The organism is Streptomyces sp. NPDC053513 (genome assembly GCF_044544765.1).
Taxonomy (GTDB): Bacteria; Actinomycetota; Actinomycetes; order Streptomycetales; family Streptomycetaceae; genus Streptomyces; species Streptomyces litmocidini.
Window position 1 is genome coordinate 60,367 of sequence record NZ_JBITXP010000019.1, and the last position, 22,608, is coordinate 82,974.

The 22,608-nt window shown below is 72.1% G+C and carries 16 protein-coding genes; 4 read left to right on the forward strand and 12 right to left on the reverse strand.

Annotated features, from left to right (window positions below):
- Positions 1–5 precede the first annotated feature (5 nt).
- From ACIGW4_RS27455 to uvrC, 7 genes are all read right to left on the reverse strand, one after another.
- On the reverse strand, positions 6–1,217 hold the full coding sequence (locus tag ACIGW4_RS27455; protein ID WP_398711554.1) for a phosphoglycerate kinase: 1,212 nt from the start codon (positions 1,215–1,217) through the stop codon (positions 6–8).
- Positions 1,218–1,329: 112 nt separating this feature from the next.
- Entirely contained in the window at positions 1,330–2,340 is a 1,011-nt protein-coding gene (gene gap / locus ACIGW4_RS27460; protein WP_093876669.1) for a type I glyceraldehyde-3-phosphate dehydrogenase, read from the reverse strand.
- A gap of 217 nt (positions 2,341–2,557) precedes the next feature.
- Positions 2,558–5,509 (reverse strand): M14 family zinc carboxypeptidase, encoded by a 2,952-nt coding sequence (locus ACIGW4_RS27465; RefSeq protein ID WP_399583365.1) that lies wholly within the window; start codon positions 5,507–5,509, stop codon positions 2,558–2,560.
- Between the two features lie 204 nt (positions 5,510–5,713).
- Positions 5,714–6,703 carry a DNA-binding protein WhiA gene (gene whiA / locus ACIGW4_RS27470; protein ID WP_030205188.1) on the reverse strand — a complete coding sequence of 330 codons (990 nt, stop codon included), beginning with the start codon at positions 6,701–6,703 and terminating at the stop codon, positions 5,714–5,716.
- Positions 6,694–7,728: a uridine diphosphate-N-acetylglucosamine-binding protein YvcK gene (gene yvcK / locus ACIGW4_RS27475; protein ID WP_123451165.1), complete on the reverse strand. Its 1,035-nt coding sequence runs from the start codon at positions 7,726–7,728 to the stop codon at positions 6,694–6,696. The genes whiA and yvcK overlap by 10 nt, the downstream gene beginning before the upstream one ends.
- Complete coding sequence (gene rapZ / locus ACIGW4_RS27480) at positions 7,725–8,687, reverse strand: RNase adapter RapZ (protein WP_123451167.1); 963 nt, start codon at positions 8,685–8,687, stop codon at positions 7,725–7,727. Before rapZ ends, yvcK begins: the two co-directional genes overlap by 4 nt.
- Entirely contained in the window at positions 8,684–10,690 is a 2,007-nt protein-coding gene (gene uvrC / locus ACIGW4_RS27485; RefSeq protein ID WP_398711559.1) for an excinuclease ABC subunit UvrC, read from the reverse strand. The genes rapZ and uvrC overlap by 4 nt, the downstream gene beginning before the upstream one ends.
- Positions 10,691–10,748: 58 nt before the next feature.
- Here uvrC and ACIGW4_RS27490 point away from each other — a divergent pair, with 58 nt between their 5' ends.
- On the forward strand, positions 10,749–11,501 hold the full coding sequence (locus ACIGW4_RS27490) for an SDR family NAD(P)-dependent oxidoreductase (protein ID WP_123451169.1): 753 nt from the start codon (positions 10,749–10,751) through the stop codon (positions 11,499–11,501).
- Positions 11,502–11,901: 400 nt separating this feature from the next.
- Here the strand turns inward: ACIGW4_RS27490 and ACIGW4_RS27495 are convergent, their stop codons facing one another.
- Complete coding sequence (locus tag ACIGW4_RS27495; protein WP_398711561.1) at positions 11,902–12,327, reverse strand: Rieske (2Fe-2S) protein; 426 nt, start codon at positions 12,325–12,327, stop codon at positions 11,902–11,904.
- Positions 12,328–12,549: 222 nt separating this feature from the next.
- Entirely contained in the window at positions 12,550–15,537 is a 2,988-nt protein-coding gene (uvrA, locus tag ACIGW4_RS27500; RefSeq protein ID WP_399583368.1) for an excinuclease ABC subunit UvrA, read from the reverse strand.
- Between the two features lie 215 nt (positions 15,538–15,752).
- Between uvrA and ACIGW4_RS27505 the strand changes: the two genes are divergently transcribed.
- The 3 genes from ACIGW4_RS27505 to ACIGW4_RS27515 all read left to right on the forward strand — a co-directional run bounded on the left by ACIGW4_RS27505 (position 15,753) and on the right by ACIGW4_RS27515 (position 18,549).
- On the forward strand, positions 15,753–16,442 hold the full coding sequence (locus ACIGW4_RS27505; protein ID WP_398711564.1) for a maleylpyruvate isomerase family mycothiol-dependent enzyme: 690 nt from the start codon (positions 15,753–15,755) through the stop codon (positions 16,440–16,442).
- Between the two features lie 35 nt (positions 16,443–16,477).
- Entirely contained in the window at positions 16,478–17,134 is a 657-nt protein-coding gene (locus ACIGW4_RS27510) for an MBL fold metallo-hydrolase (RefSeq protein ID WP_123451177.1), read from the forward strand.
- Between the two features lie 128 nt (positions 17,135–17,262).
- Positions 17,263–18,549: an MFS transporter gene (locus ACIGW4_RS27515; RefSeq protein ID WP_123451179.1), complete on the forward strand. Its 1,287-nt coding sequence runs from the start codon at positions 17,263–17,265 to the stop codon at positions 18,547–18,549.
- 78 nt (positions 18,550–18,627) lie between these two features.
- Here the strand turns inward: ACIGW4_RS27515 and ACIGW4_RS27520 are convergent, their stop codons facing one another.
- The 3 genes from ACIGW4_RS27520 to ACIGW4_RS27530 all read right to left on the reverse strand — a co-directional run bounded on the left by ACIGW4_RS27520 (position 18,628) and on the right by ACIGW4_RS27530 (position 22,546).
- Complete coding sequence (locus ACIGW4_RS27520) at positions 18,628–19,635, reverse strand: TerC/Alx family metal homeostasis membrane protein (protein ID WP_399583371.1); 1,008 nt, start codon at positions 19,633–19,635, stop codon at positions 18,628–18,630.
- 230 nt (positions 19,636–19,865) lie between these two features.
- Entirely contained in the window at positions 19,866–21,869 is a 2,004-nt protein-coding gene (locus tag ACIGW4_RS27525) for a TerD family protein (RefSeq protein WP_399583373.1), read from the reverse strand.
- 98 nt (positions 21,870–21,967) lie between these two features.
- Positions 21,968–22,546, reverse strand: coding sequence for a TerD family protein (locus ACIGW4_RS27530; protein ID WP_123451184.1), 579 nt, complete (start codon positions 22,544–22,546; stop codon positions 21,968–21,970).
- Between the last annotated feature and the right edge of the window lie 62 nt (positions 22,547–22,608).

The following is a 22,608-nucleotide window of genomic DNA, read 5'->3' on the forward strand; positions in this document are numbered from 1 at the left end:
GGTGTTCAGTCCTCCAGTGCGACGAGGCCGGGGAGCTTCTTGCCCTCGAGGTATTCGAGGGAGGCTCCGCCGCCGGTCGAGATGTGTCCGAATGCGTTCTCGTCGAAGCCCAGGGTGCGCACGGCCGCGGCGGAGTCGCCACCGCCCACCACCGTGAAGGCCGGGGAGTCGACGAGCGCCTGGGCGACGGCCTTGGTGCCCTCGGCGTAGTCGGGGTGCTCGAAGACGCCCATGGGGCCGTTCCAGAAGACGGTGGCCGCGTCGGCGAGCTTCGAGGCGTAGAGCTTGCGGGTCTCCGGACCGATGTCCAGGCCCTCCTGGTCGGCCGGAATGGCGTCCGCGGCGACCGTGGTGGGGTTGGCCGGAGCCTTGGTCTTCAGGTCCGGGAAGTCGGGCGAGACCAGGACGTCGACGGGGAGCACGAACTCCACGCCGCGCGCCTCGGCGCGCTTCAGGTACTCCAGGACCGCCGGGATCTGGTCCTCCTGGAGCAGCGAGATGCCGACCTCGTGGCCCTGGGCCTTGAGGAAGGTGTACGCCATGCCGCCGCCGATGAGGATGCGGTCGGCCTTCTCCAGGAGGTGGTCGATCACGCCGAGCTTGTCGGAGACCTTGGCACCGCCGAGCACGACCACGTACGGCCGCCGGACGTCCTCGGTGAGCTTCTTCAGGACGCCGACCTCGGTGGCGATGAGGTGGCCGGCGGCGTGCGGGAGGCGCGCCGGGAGGTCGAAGACCGAGGCGTGCTTGCGGTGCACGGCTCCGAAGCCGTCGCCGACGTACAGGTCGGCGAGGGCGGCCAGCTGGTCCGCGAAGGCGCCGCGCTCGGCGTCGTCCTTCGAGGTCTCGCCGGCGTTGAAGCGGAGGTTCTCGACGACGGCCACCTCGCCGTTCGCGAGGCCGGCGACGGCCGCCCTGGCGGAGTCGCCGACGGTGTCGGTCGCGAAGGCCACCTCGGCGCCGAGCAGTTCGCCGAGGCGCGCGGCGGCCGGGGCGAGCGAGAACGCCGGGTCCGGGGCGCCCTTGGGGCGGCCCAGGTGCGAGGCGACCACGACGCGGGCGCCGGCGTCGGCCAGCGCCTTGATCGTGGGGACGACGGCGCGGATGCGGCCGTCGTCGGTGATGGTGGTGCCGTCGAGCGGCACGTTGAGGTCGGCGCGGACAAACACGCGCTTTCCTTCGACGCCCTCGTGGAGAAGCTCGTCGATCGTCTTCATCTGTTAACAGACTCCTTGGTACGCGGTGGAGCACACAAACAGGGCTCGCACAGCGCGGCATTGCGCTGCCCGAGCCCTGCTCACATCGAAAACCTGCCCTGAACCCTAGAGCTTAGAGCCGGCCGCCGACGAAGACGGTGAGGTCGACGAGACGGTTGGAGTAGCCCCACTCGTTGTCGTACCAGCCGAGGATCTTGACCGTGCTGCCCTCCTGGACCATTGTCAGGGAGGCGTCGAAGGTGCAGGACGCCGGGTCGCTGACGATGTCCGAGGAGACGATCGGGTCCTCGGTGTAGAAGAGGATTCCCTTGAGGTCGCCGTCGTCGGCGGCCTTCTTGAACGCGGCGTTGACCTCGTCCTTGGTGACCTCGCGGTCGAGGGTGACGACCAGGTCGGTGGCGGAGCCGGTCGGGACCGGGACGCGCATGGCGATGCCGTCGAGCTTGCCCTTGAGCTGCGGGAGGACCAGGGCGGTGGCCTTGGCGGCGCCCGTCGTGGTCGGGATGATGTTCTCCGCGGCGGCGCGGGCGCGGCGCAGGTCCTTGTGCGGGAAGTCCAGGATGCGCTGGTCGTTGGTGTAGGCGTGGACCGTGGTCATCAGGCCCTTGACGATGCCGAAGTTCTCGTCGAGGACCTTGGCCATCGGCGCGACGCAGTTGGTGGTGCAGGACGCGTTGGAGATGACGTCGTGCTGCGCCGGGTCGTACTTGTCCTGGTTGACGCCCATGACGATGGTGATGTCCTCGTCGGTGGCCGGAGCCGAGATGAGGACCTTCTTGGCGCCGCCGGCGAGGTGCTTCGCGGCGTCCGCCCTCTTCGTGAAGATGCCGGTCGACTCGATGACGATGTCGACGCCCAGGTCGCCCCAGGGGATGTCGGCCGGGTCGCGCTCGGACAGCACCTTGATGGTGTGGCCGTCGACGGTGATGGTGTCGGCGGTGTGGGTCACCTCGGCCTTGAGGCGGCCCAGGATGGTGTCGTACTTGAGCAGGTGTGCGGTGGTCGCGGTGTCACCCAGGTCGTTGACTGCCACGACCTCGATGTCGGCACCCTGCTCAAGGAGCGCGCGGAAGTAGTTCCGGCCGATGCGGCCAAAGCCGTTGATGCCTACGCGGATCGTCACGAACCGATCTCCTCGTTAGGTACGCCGGTGTGTTCGACGCCGGCGAGATTTTTGTTTTTGGGATGTCCCCGACCGCTTACGACCCTACCTCTCCCACCGCCGGTGAGTGACATCCTGCACATCCGGATGAGCCCGGAAAGTATGGAAAAACGGCCGACGGCCCGCCCCTACCGCCGGGTACGGGCCGCCTTGGGACCTTTGTCCCCGCTACTCTCCGTCAGCGCCGGAGCGCCTCCAGGGCGCGGCCGACGACCCGTGCGCGCTCCGCCGCGCCGGGCACGTGCTCCAGGCCGTAGCCGAGGAGGACGGTGTCACGCGTGGTGACCGCCGCCCGGGAGTGGAAGAGCGCCGCGGAGCGCGTCCAGTCGGAGGCGTTGCCGGGGCTGCCGGCCGGGGCGCCCGGTGCGGACCAGGCGCCGAGGGAGGCCTCGAAGCCCTCCGTCTCGGTGGTGGCGCCGGTGCGGAGCCGGATGTCGTCGACGAAGGCGCCCGTCTCGCCCGTACCGGGGTCGGAGACGTACGAGATCGAGAGCTCGACCTTCTTGCCCGCCCAGGCGCTCAGGTCGACGGAGGCCTGCCGCCAGCCGTTGGAGGGGCCGGTGAAGGCGTTCCAGGAGCCGGTGGTGCCGGTGGGCGCGCAGCCGTCCTCGCCGACGGTGAGGTAGTGGGCGAGGAAGGGGTGGCCGCGGACGTAGTAGCCCTCGCCGCAGTCGGCCGGGGGCTCGGCGGAGGTGCCGCCGTTGAGGTCGGGCAGCGTCGTCCAGTCGTCCTGGCCGACGGTGTGGGCCTCGACGACGAGGTTGTCGTAGCCGGGCTCGGTGTCGTAGCTGACCTGGAAGTCCAGGCGGGGCTGCGAGGCGGCGGCGGTGCCGGTGAGGTCGACGGTCCTGGCGAGCCGGGCCCAGGTGTCGTCGGCGTGCTTGACGGCCGCGAAGCTCGATCCCTCGGCGGGTTCGAAGGGGGTGCGGATGCCCGGGTAGTCGCCGGCCGGGGCGCTGCTCGCGAACTGCGGGAACTGCTCCGGCTTCAGGGTGTCCGAAGTGACGGTGTACGCGCCCGCGTTGTCCAGCGGGTTGTCGGCGGCGGCGCCGAGCGTCGCGCCGACGCCCGCGAAGGCGCCCGTGCCGGCGAAGGCGGGCGGGTTCTTGAGGCCCGCGCGGTGGTAGGCGCCGAGGTAGTACTGGGCGAAGTCGTTGGACTCGGCCCGGCCGATCTGGGTGAGCCCGCCGGACTTCTCACCGGCGTTGATCAGCTTGCCGCCCTCGTTGAGGTAGGCGCGGACGGCGAGCTGGGCGTCCCCGGAGGGGCGTTCGGCGCCGGTGTACCAGACGACGGTGCGGAAGTGGGAGAGCACGCCGAGGGCGTCCGGGGCGCCCTGGGTGGCGACGTCCCAAACGGCGGCCCCGCGGCCGTTGTCGGCGAGCGCCTTCACGTACTCGGCGGCGTGCCGGGCGGCGGCGGTGCCGCCCTCGTCGGCGAGGACGAGCACGTCGCCGCGGGGACGCTCGGCCACCTTGTAGGTGAAGGGGGCGGAGGAGGTGGCGCGGCCCTCGCGGGTGCGGGCGGTGAACCGGACCTCGACGGAGTCGCCGGGACGGGCTCCCTCGACCTCGGCGCGGTACTCGTCGAAGTAGAGGTTGTCGTCCCCTCCGAAGGTCTCGCCGCCCTTCCAGGCCTCCAGCTTCTCGCTGTGGGGGCGGCCGCCGTTGATCCGGTACGTGAGGGTCTTGCCGCGCAGCGACTTGCGCGCGGTGACGGCGACCTGCTGCCCCTGGCCCCGGGCGTAGGAGGTGGTGAAGGCCTTCGGGGTGAGGTCGGGGGCGTCGATGCCGACCGGGGAGACGGGCCGGTCCGGGTGGGCGGAGGTCTCGGCGACGGCCAGCGCGAAGGGGATGTTCTTGGCGAACTCGGCCTGGATCAGCTTCTCGTCGTCCGGGAAGGTGAAGACGGAGGCGCAGTCGGCCGGGTTCCAGGCGTCGTTCGGGTCGACGCGGGAGGCGGTGGCGCAGGTCGACATCTCCGGGGTGAACATCTGCATCCCGTTGACGTTGGCGGCGTGTCCGTCCGCCTCGCCGTTGGTGATGTACAGCTCCGAGGAGACCTGCGGGCGGTAGCCGGGCACGGCGGACTTCTGCGGGGTGCCGGCGAGGGCCTTGAGGGCCACGTCGTCGGGGGTGTCGGTGGCGACCTGCCAGCCGACGCCGTACAGCAGGAGCTGGGCGGCCGAGTGGTAGTTGACGCCGTACGCGAAGCCGATGCGCTTCTGGAAGGCGTCGAGGGCCCTCGTCTCGGGCTCCGACATGGGGCCCTTGCCGCGGAAGGTCTCGTCGGTGGGGTCGGGGGACGACCCCTCGTCGTCGTAGCCCCACTTGTAGGCGAAGTTGCGGTTGAGGTCGACGCCGTCGCCGGGGCCGAGCTTCCCGTCCCCGTCGTTGTCGCGGAGGTTCTTCCGCCACTGGCGGTGGGCGGGGTCGGCGTGCGTGTAGTCGTAGCCGTCCGGGTTGGCGGAGAGCACGAACCACAGCTCGGTGGAGTCGACGATGCGGGTGATCCGCTCGTCCTTGCCGTAGTTGTCGAGGTAGTAGTGCATCAGCCGCCGGGTCATCTCCGGGGTGATCCACTCGCGCGCGTGCTGGTTGGACATGTACAGCGTGGCGGGCTTCGAGCCGTCCTCGGTCTTCCGCGCGCCCTTGGTCAGCTTGAGGGCGAGGATGTCCTGGCCCTTGAGGGTCTTGCCGATGGAGACGACCTTGGTCAGGCCGGGGTCGGCCCGTGCGGTGTCCAGGATCTCCTGCTTGAGGCCGTTCGGTCCGCCGTACGGGCGGAAGACGCCGTCCCCCGCGGCGGCCACCCGCTTCTCGGCCTGGGCGGTGAGGTGGTGCTCGGCGATCTCGACGCCCTGGCCGCGCAGCCGCCCGGCCTGCCGGCCGGTGAGGAAGAGCTCGACCGTCGCGGAGCCCTTCGCCGGGACCTGCTCGGTGAGTTCATGGGCGTCGGCGCCGGCCTCCAGGAGCAGCGGGACCTGCTCCTGGGTGACCTGGGCCCGCCACACGGAGAGGGCGTCGCCGCCGTCCCGGTCGTTCGGCTGTGCTCCGGCGACGGGTGCCGCCGCCACTCCCGCGATCAGCAGTGAAGCCGCGGCGAGGATCGATCTCGCTCTGCGTCTCATGTGCCCCCCTTGCTGTTGTCCGTCTCGAAGGTGAACAGACGCCAGGCTCTTGGGCGCCCATGGGACTGTCAAGGGTGCCTCGCGGGGTGCACGAAAAAGCTGCCGGTGCCTCAGAAAGGCACCGGCAGCGTGGAGTTCACGGTTCCGTACGAGCTTCTCGTACGGGCTCGCCGTACGAGGGCTCCGTACGGTCGGCGGATCCGGTCAGCCGACGAGGCTGTCGTCGAGCTCCTCCGTCAGGTTGGACTCGGTCCCGGGGATGCCCAGGTCCTGCGCCCGCTTGTCGGCCATCGCGAGCAGCCGGCGGATCCGGCCGGCCACCGCGTCCTTGGTCAGCGGCGGGTCGGCGAGCGCGCCCAGCTCCTCCAGGGAGGCCTGCTTGTGCTCCATGCGGAGCCGGCCCGCCGCGGCGAGGTGCTCGGGCACCTCCTCGCCGAGGATCTCCAGGGCGCGCTGCACCCGGGCGCCGGCGGCGACGGCGGCACGGGCCGAGCGGCGCAGGTTGGCGTCGTCGAAGTTGGCCAGGCGGTTGGCGGTGGCGCGGACCTCGCGCCGCATCCGCCGCTCCTCCCAGGCGAGCACCGACTCGTGCGCGCCGAGCCGGGTGAGCAGGGCGCCGATCGCGTCGCCGTCGCGGACGACGACCCGGTCCACGCCCCGGACCTCGCGGGCCTTCGCCGCGATGGAGAGCCGGCGGGCCGCGCCGACCAGGGCGAGAGCGGCCTCCGGGCCCGGGCAGGTCACCTCCAGGGAGGAGGAGCGGCCGGGCTCGGTCAGCGAGCCGTGCGCGAGGAACGCGCCGCGCCAGGCGGCCTCGGCGTCACAGGTGGCCCCGGAGACCACCTGCGGGGGAAGGCCCCGGATGGGGCGGCCGCGGCCGTCCACGAGACCCGTCTGCCGGGCCAGCTGGTCGCCTCCGGCCACCACCCGCACCACGAAGCGCGAGCCGCGCCGCAGCCCGCCCGGGGCCATCACGATCAGCTCGGAGCTGTGCCCGAAGATCTCCAGGATGTCCCGCTTGAGGCGGCGGGCCGCCATCGCGGTGTCGAGCTCCGCCTCGATCACGATGCGGCCGCTCACCAGGTGCAGCCCGCCCGCGAACCGCAGGATCGACGAGACCTCTGCCTTCCTGCAGCAGGTCCGGGTGACGGGGAGCCGGGAGATCTCGTCCTTCACCGCTGCCGTCATCGCCATGGGCCGATCCTTCCATGCATCCGAAAAATACGGTCGTACGCGGCGGCCAACAGCTCCGGGTCATGCTTCGCGGAGCCGTCGGGTCGGGCCACCGGCGCCAGCTCGACCGCGGCGCCGAGCCGCTTGGCGGCGTCGACGAGGGGTTCCCTCGCTGGCACGTCGGGCACGGCGGCCTCGTCGGCCAGCACCACGTCCAGGGCGAGTTTAGGGGCGTGTCGTCCCAAAACCTCCAAATGACGCTGCGGGGAGAAGCCCTCGGTTTCTCCGGGCTGCGGCGCGAGGTTCAGCGAGAGCACCTTCCGGGCCTTCGTCTCGACCAGGGCGTCGAGGAGCTCGGGGACCAGGAGGTGCGGGATCACCGAGGAGAACCAGGAGCCGGGGCCGAGGACCACCCAGTCCGCGTCCAGGACCGCCGCGACCGCCTCGGGCACGGCCGGCGGGTCGTTCGGCACGAGGTGCACGGACTGCACCTCGCCCGGGGTGAGCGCCACGGTCGCCTGGCCGCACACCGTGTCCACGTCGTCCGGCCGCTCCGGGTCGTGGCCCCTGACCAGGGCCTGGAGCTCCAGGGGCACGGCGGACATGGGCAGCACCCGGCCCTGGGCGCCGAGCAGCCGGCCGACCAGGTCGAGGGCCTGCACGGGGTCGCCGAGCTGCTCCCAGAGGGCGACGATCAGCAGGTTGCCGACGGCGTGGCCGCCCATCTCGCCCTTGGACTGGAAGCGGTGCTGGATCACCCGGGCCCAGGTCTGGCCCCAGTCGTCGTCGCCGCAGAGGGCGGCGAGCGCCTTGCGCAGGTCGCCCGGGGGCAGCACGCCGAGCTCCTCCCGGAGCCGGCCGCTGGAGCCCCCGTCGTCGGCGACGGTGACGACGGCGGTGAGGTCGCCGGTGATCCGGCGGAGCGCGGCGAGGGAGGCCGACAGGCCCATGCCGCCGCCGAGCGCGACCACCTTGGGCTGGGCGCCGCGCCTGCGGAGCGTACGCCGCACCGCGAGGGTGGAGGCACGCCGACGGTACGGCTTCACTCGCGCCCCATGTCCCGGTGGACGACGACGGTCTCGACCCCTTCGGAGGCGAGGCGGGCGGCGAGACGTTCGGCGGTGGCCACGGAGCGGTGCTTGCCACCCGTGCAGCCCACGGCGATGGTCACGTACCGCTTGCCCTCGCGGCGGTAGCCCGCGGCGATCAGCTGGAGGAGCTCCGTGTAGCGGTCGAGGAACTCCTTGGCGCCCGGCTGGTTGTAGACGTAGTTCGAGACCTCCTCGTTGAGGCCGGTGAAGGGGCGCAGCTCGGGGACCCAGTGCGGGTTCGGCAGGAAGCGCATGTCGACGACGAGGTCGGCGTCGACCGGCAGGCCGTACTTGAAGCCGAAGGACATCACGGTGGCCCGCAGCTCGGGCTCCTCGTCGCCGGCGAACTGGGCGTCCATCTTGGCGCGCAGCTCGTGGACGTTGAGGCTGGAGGTGTCGATCACCAGGTCGGCGTCGCCGCGCAGCTCGCGCAGCAGGTCGCGCTCGGCGGCGATGCCGTCGGTGATGCGGCCGTCGCCCTGGAGCGGGTGCGGCCTGCGGACCGACTCGAAGCGCCGGACCAGGGCCTCGTCGGAGGACTCCAGGAAGACGACCCGGCGGGTGACCTGCTTGGCGTCCAGGTCGGCGAGGGACTCCCTGAGGTTGTCGAAGAACTGCCGGCCGCGGACGTCCACGACGACGGCGATCCGGGCGACGTTGCCCTGGGAGCGGGCGCCGAGCTCCACCATGGTGGGGATCAGGGCGGGCGGCAGGTTGTCCACGACGAACCAGCCGAGGTCCTCCAGACACTTCGCCGCGGTGGAACGGCCCGCTCCGGACATGCCGGAGATGATCACCAGTTCGGGAATGGCCGCCTCGGCGCCGTTGTCGCCGGGGGTCTCCTTCGTGCCCGTACTCACGTGTCCTGCTCCGTCTTCTCGGTCGTGCTCGTCGTGCGCGTGGCGCTCGGTCATGCTGTGGTGCCCCCGTCGTCTTCCATGATCTCTCCTGTGGCCGTGTTCACGGCGGGTGCGGCGGGGGCCGCCTGGGCCAGGGCCACGGCGACCGCCTCCGCGGTCTTCCGGCCGAAGCCGGGGACCTCACAGATCTGCTCGATTGTCGCCTGCTTCAGCCGCTTCACCGAGCCGAAATGCTTGATCAAGGCCTGCTTGCGCGACTCGCCGAGGCCGGGGACGGCGTCGAGCGGGCTGGTCCGGAGGCGTTTGGTCCGCTTGGACCGCTGGTAGCGGATGGCGAAGTCGTGAGCCGTGTCACGCACCCGCTGGAGCAGATAGAGGCCCTCGCTGGAGCGGGGCAGCACCACCGGGTCGTCGTCGCCGGGCAGCCAGACCTCCTCCAGGCGCTTGGCGAGGCCGCAGACCGCGACGTCGTCGATGCCGAGCTCGTCGAGGGCGCGGCGGGCCGCGGCGACCTGCGGCTGCCCGCCGTCGACGACGACGAGCTGCGGCGGGTACGCGAAGCGCTTGGGCCGCCCGTCGTCCTGGGCGTCCTCCGCGGGGACCTCACCGCCGACGGGGACCTCACCGTCTCCGGCAGGGCCCCACTCCCCCGTACGGTCCTTCTCCGCGAGGTAGCGCTTGAAGCGGCGGCTGATCACCTCGTGCATGGACCGGACGTCGTCCTGCCCCTCGAAGCCCTTGATCTGGAAGCGGCGGTACTCGCTCTTCCTCGGCAGCCCGTCCTCGAAGACGACCATCGAGGCGACGACGTCCTCGCCCTGGAGGTGCGAGACGTCGAAGCACTCGATCCGCAGCGGCGCCGAGTCCAGGTCCAGGGCCTCGGCGATCTCCTCCAGGGCCCGGGAGCGGGTGGTCAGGTCGCCGGCCCGCTTGGTCTTGTGCAGCACGAGCGCCTGCTGGGCGTTGCGCGCGACCGTCTCCATCAGGTCCTTCTTGTCGCCGCGCTGCGGGACGCGCAGCGAGACGAGGGACCCGCGGCGGCCGGAGAGCCAGGCGGAGACGGCCTCCGTGTCCTCGGGGAGCGCCGGGACCAGGACCTCCTTGGGGACCGCGTCGCCGCTCTCCTCGCCGTACAGCTGCTGGAGGGCGTGCTCCACGAGCCCCGCCGTGTCGACGGCCTCGACCTTGTCCGTGATCCAGCCGCGCTGGCCCCGGACGCGGCCGCCGCGCACGTGGAAGATCTGCACCGCCGCCTCCAGCTCGTCCTCGGCGAGGGCGATCAGGTCGGCGTCGGTGGCGTCGGCGAGGACGACCGCGTTCTTCTCCATGGCCCGGCGCAGGGCCTCGATGTCGTCGCGGAGCCGGGCGGCCTTCTCGTACTCCATGTCCTCGGCCGCGATCGTCATCTGCTTCTCGAGCCGGCGGATGTACGTGCCGGTGCGGCCGGCCATGAAGGCGCTGAAGTCCTCGGCCAGTTCGCGGTGCTCCTCGGGCGTGACCCGGCCGACGCAGGGCGCCGAGCACTTGCCGATGTAGCCGAGGAGGCAGGGGCGTCCGGCGGACGCGGCGTTCCTGAAGACCCCCGCCGAGCACGTCCGCACGGGGAACACCCGCAGCATCAGGTCGACGGTCTCGCGGATCGCCCACGCGTGCGCGTACGGCCCGAAGTAGCGCACGCCCTTCTTCTTGTGCCCGCGCATGACCTGGACGCGCGGAAACTCCTCGTTCATGGTGACGGCGAGGTAGGGATAGCTCTTGTCGTCCCGGTACTTCACGTTGAACCGGGGATCGAACTCCTTGATCCAGGAGTACTCCAGCTGCAGCGCCTCGACCTCGGTGGACACCACCGTCCACTCCACGGAGGCGGCCGTCGTCACCATGGTGGCCGTGCGCGGGTGCAGACTCGTGAGCGGCTGGAAGTAGTTCGCCAGCCGCTGACGCAGGGACTTCGCCTTCCCCACGTAGATCACCCGGCGGTGCTCGTCGCGGAACTTGTAGACCCCCGGGGAGTCGGGGATCTGACCCGGCTTGGGGCGGTAGCTGGAGGGGTCTGCCATGGTCACCACCCTACTGGCGGGGACCGACACTCAGGGCGGGCGTGCTCGTTGGCCGGACATGGCTCAGGAGACTTCAGGACGGCTGGCGGACCGGGTGTGCGTGATCACGGGCGCGGCGAGCGGAATCGGGCGGGCGACGGCGGAGCGCTTCCTCCGCGAGGGGGCGCGCGTGGTGGCCGCGGACGTCGACGCGGACCGCCTCGCGACCCTTCCGGGCGTGACCCCGGTGGTGGGGGACGTCTCCCGGGAGGAGGACGCCCGGCGCATGATCGACACGGCGGTGGAACGCTTCGGACGGCTGGATGTCCTGGTGGCGAACGCGGGCGTGATCCCGCTGCTCTCCGTCACCGAGGCTGAGGCAGCGGACTTCGACCGGGTGATGGCCGTCGACGGCCGGGGCATGTTCTTGACCTGCAAGTACGCGATCGAGGCCATGCTCGTCTCGGGCGGCGGGGCGATCGTGTGCACGTCGTCGATCTCCGGGGTGGCCGGGCAGGCCCGGCAGGCGGTCTACGGCCCGGCGAAGTTCGTGGCGACGGGGCTGACGAAGCACCTGGCGGTGGAGTGGGCGGAGCACGGCATCCGCGTCAACGCGGTCGCTCCCGGCACCATCGAGACCGAACGCGTCGCCGCCGCGCGCGTGGAACCGGGCGGTCCGGAGTACCTCACGGAGATCGTCCGGGCCCACCCGATGGGCCGCTTCGGCACGCCGGAGGAGGTGGCGGCGGCGATCCTGTTCCTGGCGTCGGACGAGGCGTCGTTCGTGACGGGCGCGATCCTCCCGGTGGACGGCGGCTACCTGGCCCGCTGACCTCCGCCCACCCCGTACGAACACGCACCCGGCGGGGCGGTGCTCCCGCCCACCCCGTGTGGGCAATCGTCCCGCTGGGGCGGGACGGGTGGGCACACGGGACGGCGCGCTCAGCGGCGCCTCCGCGTTCCGCGCCTGAACCCGCACCCCGTGTGCGGCGCACAGCCCGGTGCGGGTTCAGGCACATGAGCCTCGGGCGCCGGCAGGGCGCGGGTCCGTTGTGCCCACCCGTTCCGCCCCAGCGGAACGACTGCCCACAACGGGGGCGGCGGGGGCACCGCCCGGTGGGCGCGCGCCCACAACGGGGGCGCGGGGGTGGGCACCGCCCCGGCGGGCGCAGCCCGCAACGGGAGTGCGGGTGCGCCCGAGGGGTGGCTCGGGTCGGGTGGGAAGTCGTGGGTCAGGCCTCGGGGCCGGCCACCAGCCTGCCGTTCTCGACGCGGATCGGAACCTCGGGAAGCGGAACCGTGGCGGGACCGTGGATCGCCTCGCCGGTCGTGACGTCGAAGCGACTGCCGTGGCAGGGACAGTTGCCCTCGTTCTCCTCGACCTTGTCGAGGACGCAGCCGGCGTGGGTGCACTGGGCGCTGAAGGCCTTGTACCGCCCCTTGGCCGGGCAGCTCACGACGAGCCGCTGCTCGCGGTAGAGCTTGGAACCGCCGACCGGCACCTCGTCCGGAGCGCCGAGCGGGACCGGCGCGGTCGGGGTCGGGGTCTGGGCGTGGCCGAGCTTGGAGTCGGTGGAGCAGGCGGCGACTCCCAGCCCGGCGGCTCCGGCGAGGGCCGCGCCTTTCAGTACGGTGCGGCGGCTGGACTGGCCGGACATGTGCGCTCCACGGTGAGATCGGGGACAAGACACCCAGGGGTGGCCGAACCGACGATACCGGCGGCCTTCCGAGGCCCGACGCCGGGGCCGACACCCGGCCCGACCCCGGGGCCTACGCCCGGCCCGGCGCCTGGGCCCGGGGCCGGCCGCCCGACGCCAGGAGGCGGGACCCCGGCCGGGGTCCCGCCTCCTGTCACACCGCCGCGCCCGGCCGCCCGGCCGTCACGCCTTGCGGGTGCGGGCCGTCGTCTTCTTCGCGGCCGCCTTCTTCGCGGGAGCCGCCGCCTTCTTCGCGGGGGCCTTCTTCGCCGCCGTCTTCCTCGCCCCGCGCGCCGCCGGGATCTTCCCGCCGGCGTCGCTGATCCGTTCGGCGCCGAGGATCTCGCGGAGGAACTTGCCGGTGTGGCTCTCGGGGACCGAGGCGACCTCCTCCGGCGTGCCCTCGGCGATCACCAGGCCGCCGCCGTTGCCGCCCTCGGGGCCCATGTCGACGACCCAGTCGGCGGTCTTGATGACGTCGAGGTTGTGCTCGATGACGATCACCGAGTTGCCCTTGTCGACCAGGCCGGACAGGACCTTGATCAGCTTCGAGATGTCCTCGAAGTGGAGGCCGGTGGTGGGCTCGTCGAGCACGTACACCGTGCGGCCGGTCGAGCGCTTCTGGAGCTCGGAGGCGAGCTTGACGCGCTGTGCCTCGCCGCCGGAGAGCGTCGGCGCGGACTGGCCGAGCCGCACGTACCCGAGGCCGACCTCGTTGAGCGTGCGCAGGTGGCGCGCGATGGTCGGGACGGCCTCGAAGAAGTCGAGGGCCTCCTCGATCGGCATGTTCAGGACCTCGGCGATGGACTTGCCCTTGTAGTGGACCTCCAGGGTCTCCCGGTTGTACCGGTCGCCGTGGCAGACCTCGCACGGGACGTAGACGTCCGGGAGGAAGTTCATCTCGATCTTGATCGTGCCGTCGCCGGAGCAGTTCTCGCAGCGGCCGCCCTTGACGTTGAAGGAGAAGCGGCCGGGCAGGTAGCCCCGGACCTTGGCCTCCATCGTCTCGGCGAAGAGCTTGCGGACGTGGTCGAAGACGCCGGTGTACGTCGCCGGGTTCGACCGCGGGGTGCGGCCGATCGGGGACTGGTCGACGTGCACGACCTTGTCGACGAGGTCGTCGCCGTCCACGCGCGTGTGCCGTCCGGGCACCGACTTGGCGCCGTTCAGCTCGCGCGCCAGGTGGGTGTAGAGGATGTCGTTGACCAGGGTCGACTTGCCGGAGCCGGAGACGCCGGTGACGGCGGTGAGGACGCCCAGCGGGAAGGAGACGTCGATGTCCCGCAGGTTGTTCTCGCGGGCGCCGTGCACGGTGAGCCGGCGTTCGGGGTCCACCGGGCGGCGGACGTCCGGGGTGGCGATCGCCCGGCGGCCGGACAGGTACTGCCCGGTCATCGACTCCTCGTTGGCGAGGAGCTCCTTCAGGGAGCCGGAGTGGACGACCTTGCCGCCGTGCTCGCCGGCGCCGGGGCCGATGTCGACGACCCAGTCGGCGACCTTGATGGTGTCCTCGTCGTGCTCGACGACGATGAGCGTGTTGCCCATGTCGCGGAGCCGGACCAGGGTCTCGATGAGCCGGTGGTTGTCGCGCTGGTGGAGGCCGATGGACGGCTCGTCGAGCACGTACAGCACGCCGACCAGGCCGGAGCCGATCTGGGTGGCGAGCCGGATGCGCTGGGCCTCTCCGCCGGAGAGCGTGCCCGCCGCCCGGTTGAGCGAGAGGTAGTCGAGGCCGACGTCGACGAGGAAGCGCAGCCGCTCGTTGACCTCCTTGAGGACCCGCTCGGCGATCTTCTTGTCGCGGGCGTTGAGCGTGAGCCGGGAGAGAAACTCGGCGCAGTCGCTGATGGACATCGCGGAGACCTCGGCGATGGACTTCTCCATGACCGTGACCGCGAGGACGATCGGCTTGAGGCGGGTGCCCTCGCAGGTGGGGCAGGGCACCTCGCGCATGTAGCCCTCGAAGCGCTCGCGGCTGGAGTCGCTCTCGGCCTCGCTGTGGCGCCGCTTGACGAAGGAGACGGCGCCCTCGAAGGCGGGGGTGGTGTACGCCCGCTCGCGTCCGTACCGGTTGCGGTAGCGGACCTCGACCTGGGTCTTGTGGCCGTGCATCAGGGCCTTCTTGGCGCGCTGCGGCAGCCCGGCGTACGGGATGTCCGTGCGGAAGCCGAGGGCCTGGGAGAGGCCGCCGATGAGCCGGCCGAAGTACTCCTTGGTGTGGCCGTGGGACCAGGGGTGGATGGCGCCCTCGTCGAGGGACTTCTCCTCGTCGGGGACGACCAGCTCGGGGTCGACCTCCATGCGGGTGCCGATGCCGGTGCAGTCGGGGCAGGCGCCGAAGGGCGAGTTGAAGGAGAAGGAGCGCGGCTCCAGCTCCTCGAAGGAGAGGTCGTCGTACGGGCAGTAGAGGTGCTCCGAGTACATCTTCTCGCGCTCGGGGTCGTCCTCGGGGAGGTCGACGAAGTCGAGCACGACCATGCCGCCGGAGAGTCCGAGGGCGGTCTCGACGGAGTCGGTGAGCCGGCGCTTGGCGCTGTCCTTGACGGTGAGGCGGTCGACGACCACCTCGATCGTGTGCTTCTCCTGCTTCTTCAGCGTCGGCGGCTCGGTGAGCTGCACGGTCACGCCGTCGACGCGGGCGCGGCTGTAGCCCTTGGTCTGGAGGTCGGCGAAGAGGTCGACGAACTCGCCCTTGCGCTCGCGCACGAGCGGGGACAGCACCTGGAAGCGGCTGCCCTCGGGGAGCTCCAGGACCTTGTCGACGATGGCCTGCGGCGACTGGCGGGAGATGGGCCGGCGGCACTCGGGACAGTGGGGCTTGCCGATGCGCGCGAAGAGCAGGCGGAGGTAGTCGTAGACCTCCGTGATGGTGCCGACCGTCGAGCGCGGGTTGCGCGAGGTCGACTTCTGGTCGATGGAGACGGCGGGCGAGAGACCTTCGATGAAGTCGACGTCCGGCTTGTCCATCTGGCCGAGGAACTGCCGGGCGTACGAGGAGAGCGACTCGACGTACCGGCGCTGCCCCTCGGCGAAGATCGTGTCGAACGCGAGGGAGGACTTGCCCGACCCCGAGAGCCCGGTGAAGACGATGAGGGAGTCACGCGGGAGGTCGAGCGAGACGTTCTTGAGGTTGTGCTCGCGAGCGCCACGGACGATGAGACGGTCGGCCACGCCGGTCCGCACCTTTCTTGAGAGAGCGGATGTGCCTGACACACCCAACAACCAAGGATGCCGGATGCTTCCATCGAGCCTATAGCACGCACATTCGATTTCCGGCCGTGCGGAGACCGCTTCACCCGAACGAGTGGCGGCGCACGGGGCGCCCCGGCCGGTACGGCGGGATCGGATCTGGCCCGACCGGCACGGCACCCCCTAGGGTGCGGGCCATGATCGACCACGAACGCGACCTCGCCTCCGTACGAGAAGCGACCGAGCGGCTGCTGAACGACGCCGCCTCCTGGGACAACGCGGCCGTCGCCGAGCCGTCACGGCTTCCCGGCTGGACCCGCGGCCACGTCCTCGCCCACCTCTCCCGCAACGCCGACGCCCTGGTGAACGTTCTCCGGGGCCTGCCGATGTACGCGAGCGCCGAGGCCCGCGACGCCGACATCGCGCGCGACGCGGACCGCCCCCTCGACGCCCAGCTCGCCGACCTGCGCGCCACCGGCGAGCGCTTCCAGGAGGTCGGCGCCGAGCCCGCCGACTGGAGCCGCGCGGTCGAGCTCCGCAACGGGGTCACCGACAGCGCCTCCCGGATCCCCTTCCGCCGCTGGGTGGAGGTGGCCCTGCACCACGTCGACCTGGGCGTCGGCTACGAGCTGGAGGACCTGCCGGAGGAGTTCGTCCGGCGGGAGATCGACTTCCTGACGGAACGGTTCGCGGGCAACGCCTCCGTCCCGCCGACCCGGGTCCTGGCCGCGGACGGCACGGGCGCGTGGACCACCGGTTCCGCGGAGGGCTCCGAGGTGACCGTGACCGGCCCCGCCCCCGAGCTCCTCGGCTGGCTCGCCGGCCGCCGCGACGGCTCCGCCCTGAAGACCGAGGGCGGTCCCCTGCCGGAGCTTCCCCCGCTGTAGCCGCCGTTGTCGGTCGCCGGAGCTAGTCTGAGGCCATGACGTACAGCGGAGTGGTGAAGGTCGGCGGCGCGGCGGACGTGCACGAGCTGACGGACCTGATGATCTCGAAGGTCGCGGTCGGCCCGATGGACAACAACGCGTATCTGCTGCGCTGCCGGGCGACCGGCGAGCAGCTGCTGATCGACGCGGCCAACGAGCCCTCGACGCTGCTCACGCTGATCGGTGACGACGGCATCTCCGCCGTCGTCACCACCCACCGGCACGGCGACCACTGGCAGGCCCTGGAGGAGGTCGTCGCCGCGACCGGCGCCCGGACCTACGCGGGCGCGTACGACGCGGAGGGCATCCCGGTCGGGACCGACGAGCTGGTGGAGGACGGCGACACGATCCGGGTGGGCCGGGTCGAGCTGACCGCGCGCCGTCTGGTCGGGCACACCCCGGGCTCGATCGCCCTGATCTACGACGACCCGCACGGCCACCCGCACGTCTTCACCGGCGACTGCCTCTTCCCCGGCGGCGTGGGCAACACCTGGAAGGACCCGGAGGCCTTCGCGAGCCTGATCCACGACGTGGAGACCAAGCTCTTCGCGGTCCTGCCCGACGAGTCCTGGGTCTACCCCGGCCACGGTCGGGACACCACGCTCGGTGACGAGCGCCCGCACCTCGCGGAGTGGCGCGAGCGCGGCTGGTGACCCGGGCGCGCGGCCCCCGAGCTGCGCACCTCCGTACGCCCCCGTAACCCGGGCGGCGGCTGGGTAGTTGGCGCGACATGCGCCAAAGTCACCCTCCGTCGCCGCCCCGGCCGCCCTCCGCTCCTTCGATGGGACGGCTCGCCGCCGCCTCGCTCGTCGGCACCGCCATCGAGTTCTTCGACTTCTTCGTCTACGGGACCGCCGCCGCCCTCGTCCTGGGGCCGCTCTTCTTCCCCACCTTCTCGCCCCTGGCGGGGACCCTGGCCGCCTTCGGCACCTTCGCCGCCGGCTTCCTCGCCCGTCCTCTCGGCTCGGTGCTCTTCGGGCACGTCGGCGACCGGTACGGCCGGCGGCCGGTCCTCTTCGCCTCGCTGCTCCTGACGGGCTGCGCCACGGTCGCGGTCGGCTGCGTCCCCACCTACGCGACGCTCGGCATCGCCGCCCCGGCGCTGCTGCTCACCCTCCGCTTCCTGCAGGGCCTCGGCCTGGGCGGCGAGTGGGGCGGGGCGGTCCTCCTCACCGCCGAGCACGCCCCCGCGCACCGGCGCGCGCTGTGGTCGAGCTTCCCGCAGGTCGGCCCGGCGATCGGCTTCCTCCTGGCGAACGGGGTGATGCTGGCGCTCACCGCCGGGCTGAGCGACGCGGAGTTCCGCGCCTGGGGCTGGCGGGTGCCGTTCTGGGCGGCGGGCCTGCTCGCGGTGGGCGGCCTGCTGCTGCGCTCCTCGCTCGCGGAGACCCCGCAGTTCGAGGAGTTGTCCGCGTCCGGGCGGCGCGCGGGCGCCCCGCTGGCGGAGGTCGTCCGCGACCACTGGCGGCTCGTGCTGCTGACGGCCGGCGCGCTCGCGGTCGGGTACGCCGTCTTCTACACCGTCTCCACCTGGGCGCTGGCCTACGGCACCGAGCGGCTCGGGGTGAGCAGCACGGTGATGCTGGGCTGCGTCATGGCGGCGGTGGCGGTCATGGGCGCGGCCACCCCGTTCGTGGCCCTGCTCGGCGACCGCTGGGGTCGCCGGCCGCTCTGTCTGGCGGGGTGCGCGGCCTCGGCGCTCTGGATGTTCCCGATGGTGGCGTTGCTGCACACGGCGCGGCCGCTGCTGATGTTCCTCGGGTTCCTGGGTTCGCTGCTGGCCTTCATCACCATGTTCGCGGTGATCGCCGCGTACCTCCCTGAGCTGTACGAGCCCCGCGTCCGCTGCACGGGGGCGGCCGTCGGCTACAACCTGGCCGGTGTCCTGGGCGGCGCGCTGACGCCCGTCGTCGCCACCACCCTCTCCGACGGCGGCTCCGGTCCGCCCTGGGGCGTCGCGGCCTACCTGACGCTGGTCGCGCTGCTGAGCCTCGGCTGCTTCGCCCTCCTGCCGGAGACCCTCCCCGGCCGTGCCGGACGTCCGGCGCCCGAGCCCGCGGCGGTCTGAGCGGGGCGGGCCGTACGGCACACGGCGACGGCCGGCCGGGGCGGTCCCGGTCGGCCGTCGGTGCGTGCGGAGGAGGCGTCAGGCCCCGACGCTGTCCTTCGGGGTGCCCTCGGCGACGGCCGGGGCCGCCGCGGCTTCGCTCCGGGCCTGCTTCCTGGAGGCGATCAGGCTGGTGATCGTGGTGACGACCAGGACGCCGCCGATGACGCCGAGCGAGACCGGGATGGAGATCTCGGGGACGTGGACCCCGGACTCGTGCAGGGCGTGCAGCACGAGCTTGACGCCGATGAAGCCGAGGATCACCGACAGGCCGTAGCTGAGGTGGACCAGCTTCTTGAGCAGGCCGCCGATGAGGAAGTACAGCTGCCGCAGGCCCATGAGGGCGAAGGCGTTGGCCGTGAAGACGATGTACGGGTCCTGGGTCAGGCCGAAGATCGCCGGGATGGAGTCGAGGGCGAAGAGGATGTCGGTGGTGCCGATGGCGAGCATGACGACCATCAGCGGCGTCAGCACCCGCTTGCCGTTGGTGCGGAGGAAGAGCTTGGTGCCGTGGTAGCGGTCGGCGACGCCGAACTTCTTCTCGACGGTCTTGAGGAGGCGGTTCTCCTCCCAGTCCTCCTCGTCCTCGTCGGAGCGCGCCTCCTGGATGAGCTTCCAGGCGGTGTAGATCAGGAACGCGCCGAAGAGGTAGAAGACCCAGGAGAAGCTCGCGATGATCGCGGCGCCGGCGGCGATGAAGATCGCGCGGAGCACCAGGGCGATCAGCACGCCCACGAGCAGCACCCGCTGCTGGAGGTGCGAGGGCACCGAGAACTTCGCCATGATCAGGACGAAGACGAAGAGGTTGTCGACGCTGAGCGACTTCTCGGTGATGTAGCCCGCGAAGAACTCGCCGGACGCCTGGCTGTTGCCGAAGACCAGCAGGCCGAGCCCGAAGAGCGCGGCGAGCACGATCCAGACCACGGTCCAGATTCCGGCTTCCTTGACCGAGACGTCATGGGGCTTGCGCCCGATGAAGAAGTCGGCACCGATGAGGGCACCCAGACCGAGAACGGTCAGCACCCACAGGGTCATCGAAACGTCCACTGCGCCTCCGGCGTCGTACGGCTACTGATCAGCGTCGTCGCTGCCGGAGGTCTCTTCCACCCGGTGACGGACGGGCCGCCGGGCCGACGCCCCGGGATCGGATCGATGGCGATCTGTCCGTATTGACGGGTACGTCGCGCAATGGGGAGTACTCCCCTCCGCACCAAGAAGAGTACCCGAAACACCAAGAGAAGGTAAAGAGGAAGGTAAAGGAAGCCCAAGCCCCCAGGTCAGGGCCGCTTTCCATGGCGAGCGGCCGCCACCTGCCCGAGGACCTGACGGAGGATCCCGCTGCCCGGAGGAAGGAGCGGCGGCTCGTACGACCAGGCGTGCCCGACCCACGGATCGGCCAGGTGGTCGTCGGGCACGGGGGTGAGGCGCAGCAGCGAGCGCCACAGCGGGTCGAGCAGCGGCCCGTACGCGGCCGCGTCCTCCCGGGCCGCGACCATCAGCAGATGGACGCCGACCGAGGGGCCCTCGTCCGCGAGGTACCGCAGCCGCGTGACCGACCGGTCGTCGAAGCCGTGCGGGAAGTCGTGCACGATCAGCAGCTGCCGGGCCGTGTCCAGGCCGGGCGGCAGCGCGTCGGCCGCCCCGCCCCGCAGCGCCATCTGCAGCAGGTCCACCCGCTCCGTGAGCTGCTCCAGGACCGCCGAGACACCGGCCGCTCCCCGGGCCGGCGGGGCGGCCGCCCCCGTCTCCACGAGGGGCGCGAGGGCCGCGGCGCCCGCGCCCGCCGGGTCGATCAGATGGACGGTGAAATCGCCGGCCGGGTACGCCGCGAGGAGCCGCGCCGCGTGCGCCACCGCGCAGTCCAGGGCGAGCCGCCGCAGCTCGGCCTCGTCGAGGAGCCCGGCCGCTTCGGAGTGGCCCCGGCCGGAGTCCACCCACAGACCGCGCTCCAGCGGCAGCCGGACGAGCATGGGGATCCGCAGATCGGTGCGCTCGGGGAGGTGGAGGTCGCCGAGGCGGACGGCCATCGGCTCCTCGTCGGGGACGCGGTAGGCGTGCCAGACGGGGTTGTCCCAGCGGGCGTAGGCGACGGGCAGCGCCGGCTCGACGACCTCGGACTCGGCGGCGAGCTGGGCGAGGTCCCGGTCCAGGACCTCCCGGGCGCGGTCCACGAGCTCGTCGCGCCGGGCGCGGGCGGCGGCCCGCGCGGCGTCGTTCGCGCCGCCGGCCCGGGCGCGGTAGTCGGTGAGCGTCTCGTCGAGCTCCCGGTCGAACCGGGACTCCGCGAAGTCGCAGGCGCTGCGGTAGGCGGCGGCGGTACGGGCCAGGTCCTCGAACATGCCCCACACCTGGTTGTAGAGCCGCTCGTCCATGGACCAGCCCGAGGCGTCCCCGGCGACCGGCACGGGCGGGGCCTGCCGGGGCTCGGGGGTGGGCTCGGGGGTGGGCTCGGGGGCGGCGGGGGCCGTGCGGCGCCGGGGGTGGGAGTAGTCGACGGGCCCGCCGGTGGCCGTCCCCGCCACCGGGGTGGGGGCCGACGCCGGGTCAGGGGCGGCCGTCGGGGTCGCCGGTGCCGGCTCCGGGGCGGTGGGCGACGCCGTGTGGCGTACGCGCTCCGGCTCGGGGAGACGCGACGGATCGGCGGGCGCCGGCTCGACGGACGAGGTGGCGGCGGGCGCCGGCGCGGCGGACGAGAGGTCGGCCGGGGCGGAGGCGACCGGCGCGGGGCCGGCCGGCGCGGGGGCCGGGGTCGCCGTCGCCAGGATCGTGGCGGCGAGGTCCGCCGGGCGCTCCAGGCCCTGGTCGGCGAGCAGGGCGGCGAGCCCGCCCGCGTACCCCTGGCCCATGGCGCGGACCTTCCAGGCGCCCTGGCGGCGGTACAGCTCCAGGGCGACGAGGGCGGACTCCGTGTCGAGGCCGGTGATGGTGTAACTGGCGATCTCGGTGCCGTCGAGGCCGGTGACGGCGACGAAGGGGGCCGCGAGGGCCCCGAAGCGGACGGCTCCGCCGGTCAGTGCGAGGAGGACCGAGACGCGGTGGACGGCGCCGGGGACGGCGTCCAGATCGACGGCGAGACGGTGGTCGGCGGCGGCCCCTCCGGGCACGTCGACGCCGGGCAGGAAGGGCGCGCCGGGGTGGGCGATCCACTCCGCGCCCGCGGCCCGGCCCTGCTCGTCGCCGAGCGCGGCTGCGGCGAGGACGGGATGACCGGCCGACACCCGGATCTCCAGTCGGGTCTCGGGCAGGGGGTGGTTCTGCCCCCGGACCAGCTCGGCCGTCATCGTCTCTGTCCCCTCGGTGTTTCCAGGTGCGGATCATGCGGACAGCTCCCGGCGGCCTCGCGCCTCCGGGAGCTGTGGGTGTGCCCTGCCGGGCCCGGCTACAGGTGCGGCAGGATCGCGGGCATCAGGTCCTGGAAGGTGCGCCCGTTGGCCGGGTTGCCCAGGGCCGTCATCTGCCAGCCGGAGCCGGCCCGGTGGACCTTCGCCATGATCTGCGCGGTGTAGTTGCCGCCGCCGTCGAGGGTGTAGCGCGCGAGCTCCTGCCCGTTCGTCTCGTCGACGAGCCGGCAGAAGGCGTTCTGCACCTCCTGGAACGTCTGGCCGGTGAAGGAGTTCACCGTGAAGACGATCTGGTCGATGTGGACCGGCACCCGCTCCAGGTCCACGAGGATCGCCTCGTCGTCGCCGCCCTGGCCCGCGCCGCCGACGAGGTTGTCGCCGGTGTGCTTGACCGAGCCGTCGTCGCTGACCAGATGACGGAAGAAGACCACGTCCACCGGCTGCTTCTCGGCGAAGAGGACGGCCGAGGCGTCCAGGTCGATCTCCCGGGTGCGCGAGCCGAAGAGACCGCGGCGCGGCGCCGCCTGCCAGCCGAGCCCCATCCGCACCTGGGTGAGGCTGCCCCCGCCCTTCTTCTCCAGGCTGATGGCCTGACCCTTGGTCATGTTGACCGACACGCGTTTGCCCCTCTCGTTAGCGTTCCCCGCGCCCGCTGTCCGGTGCGTGCGGTTGTCGAGCA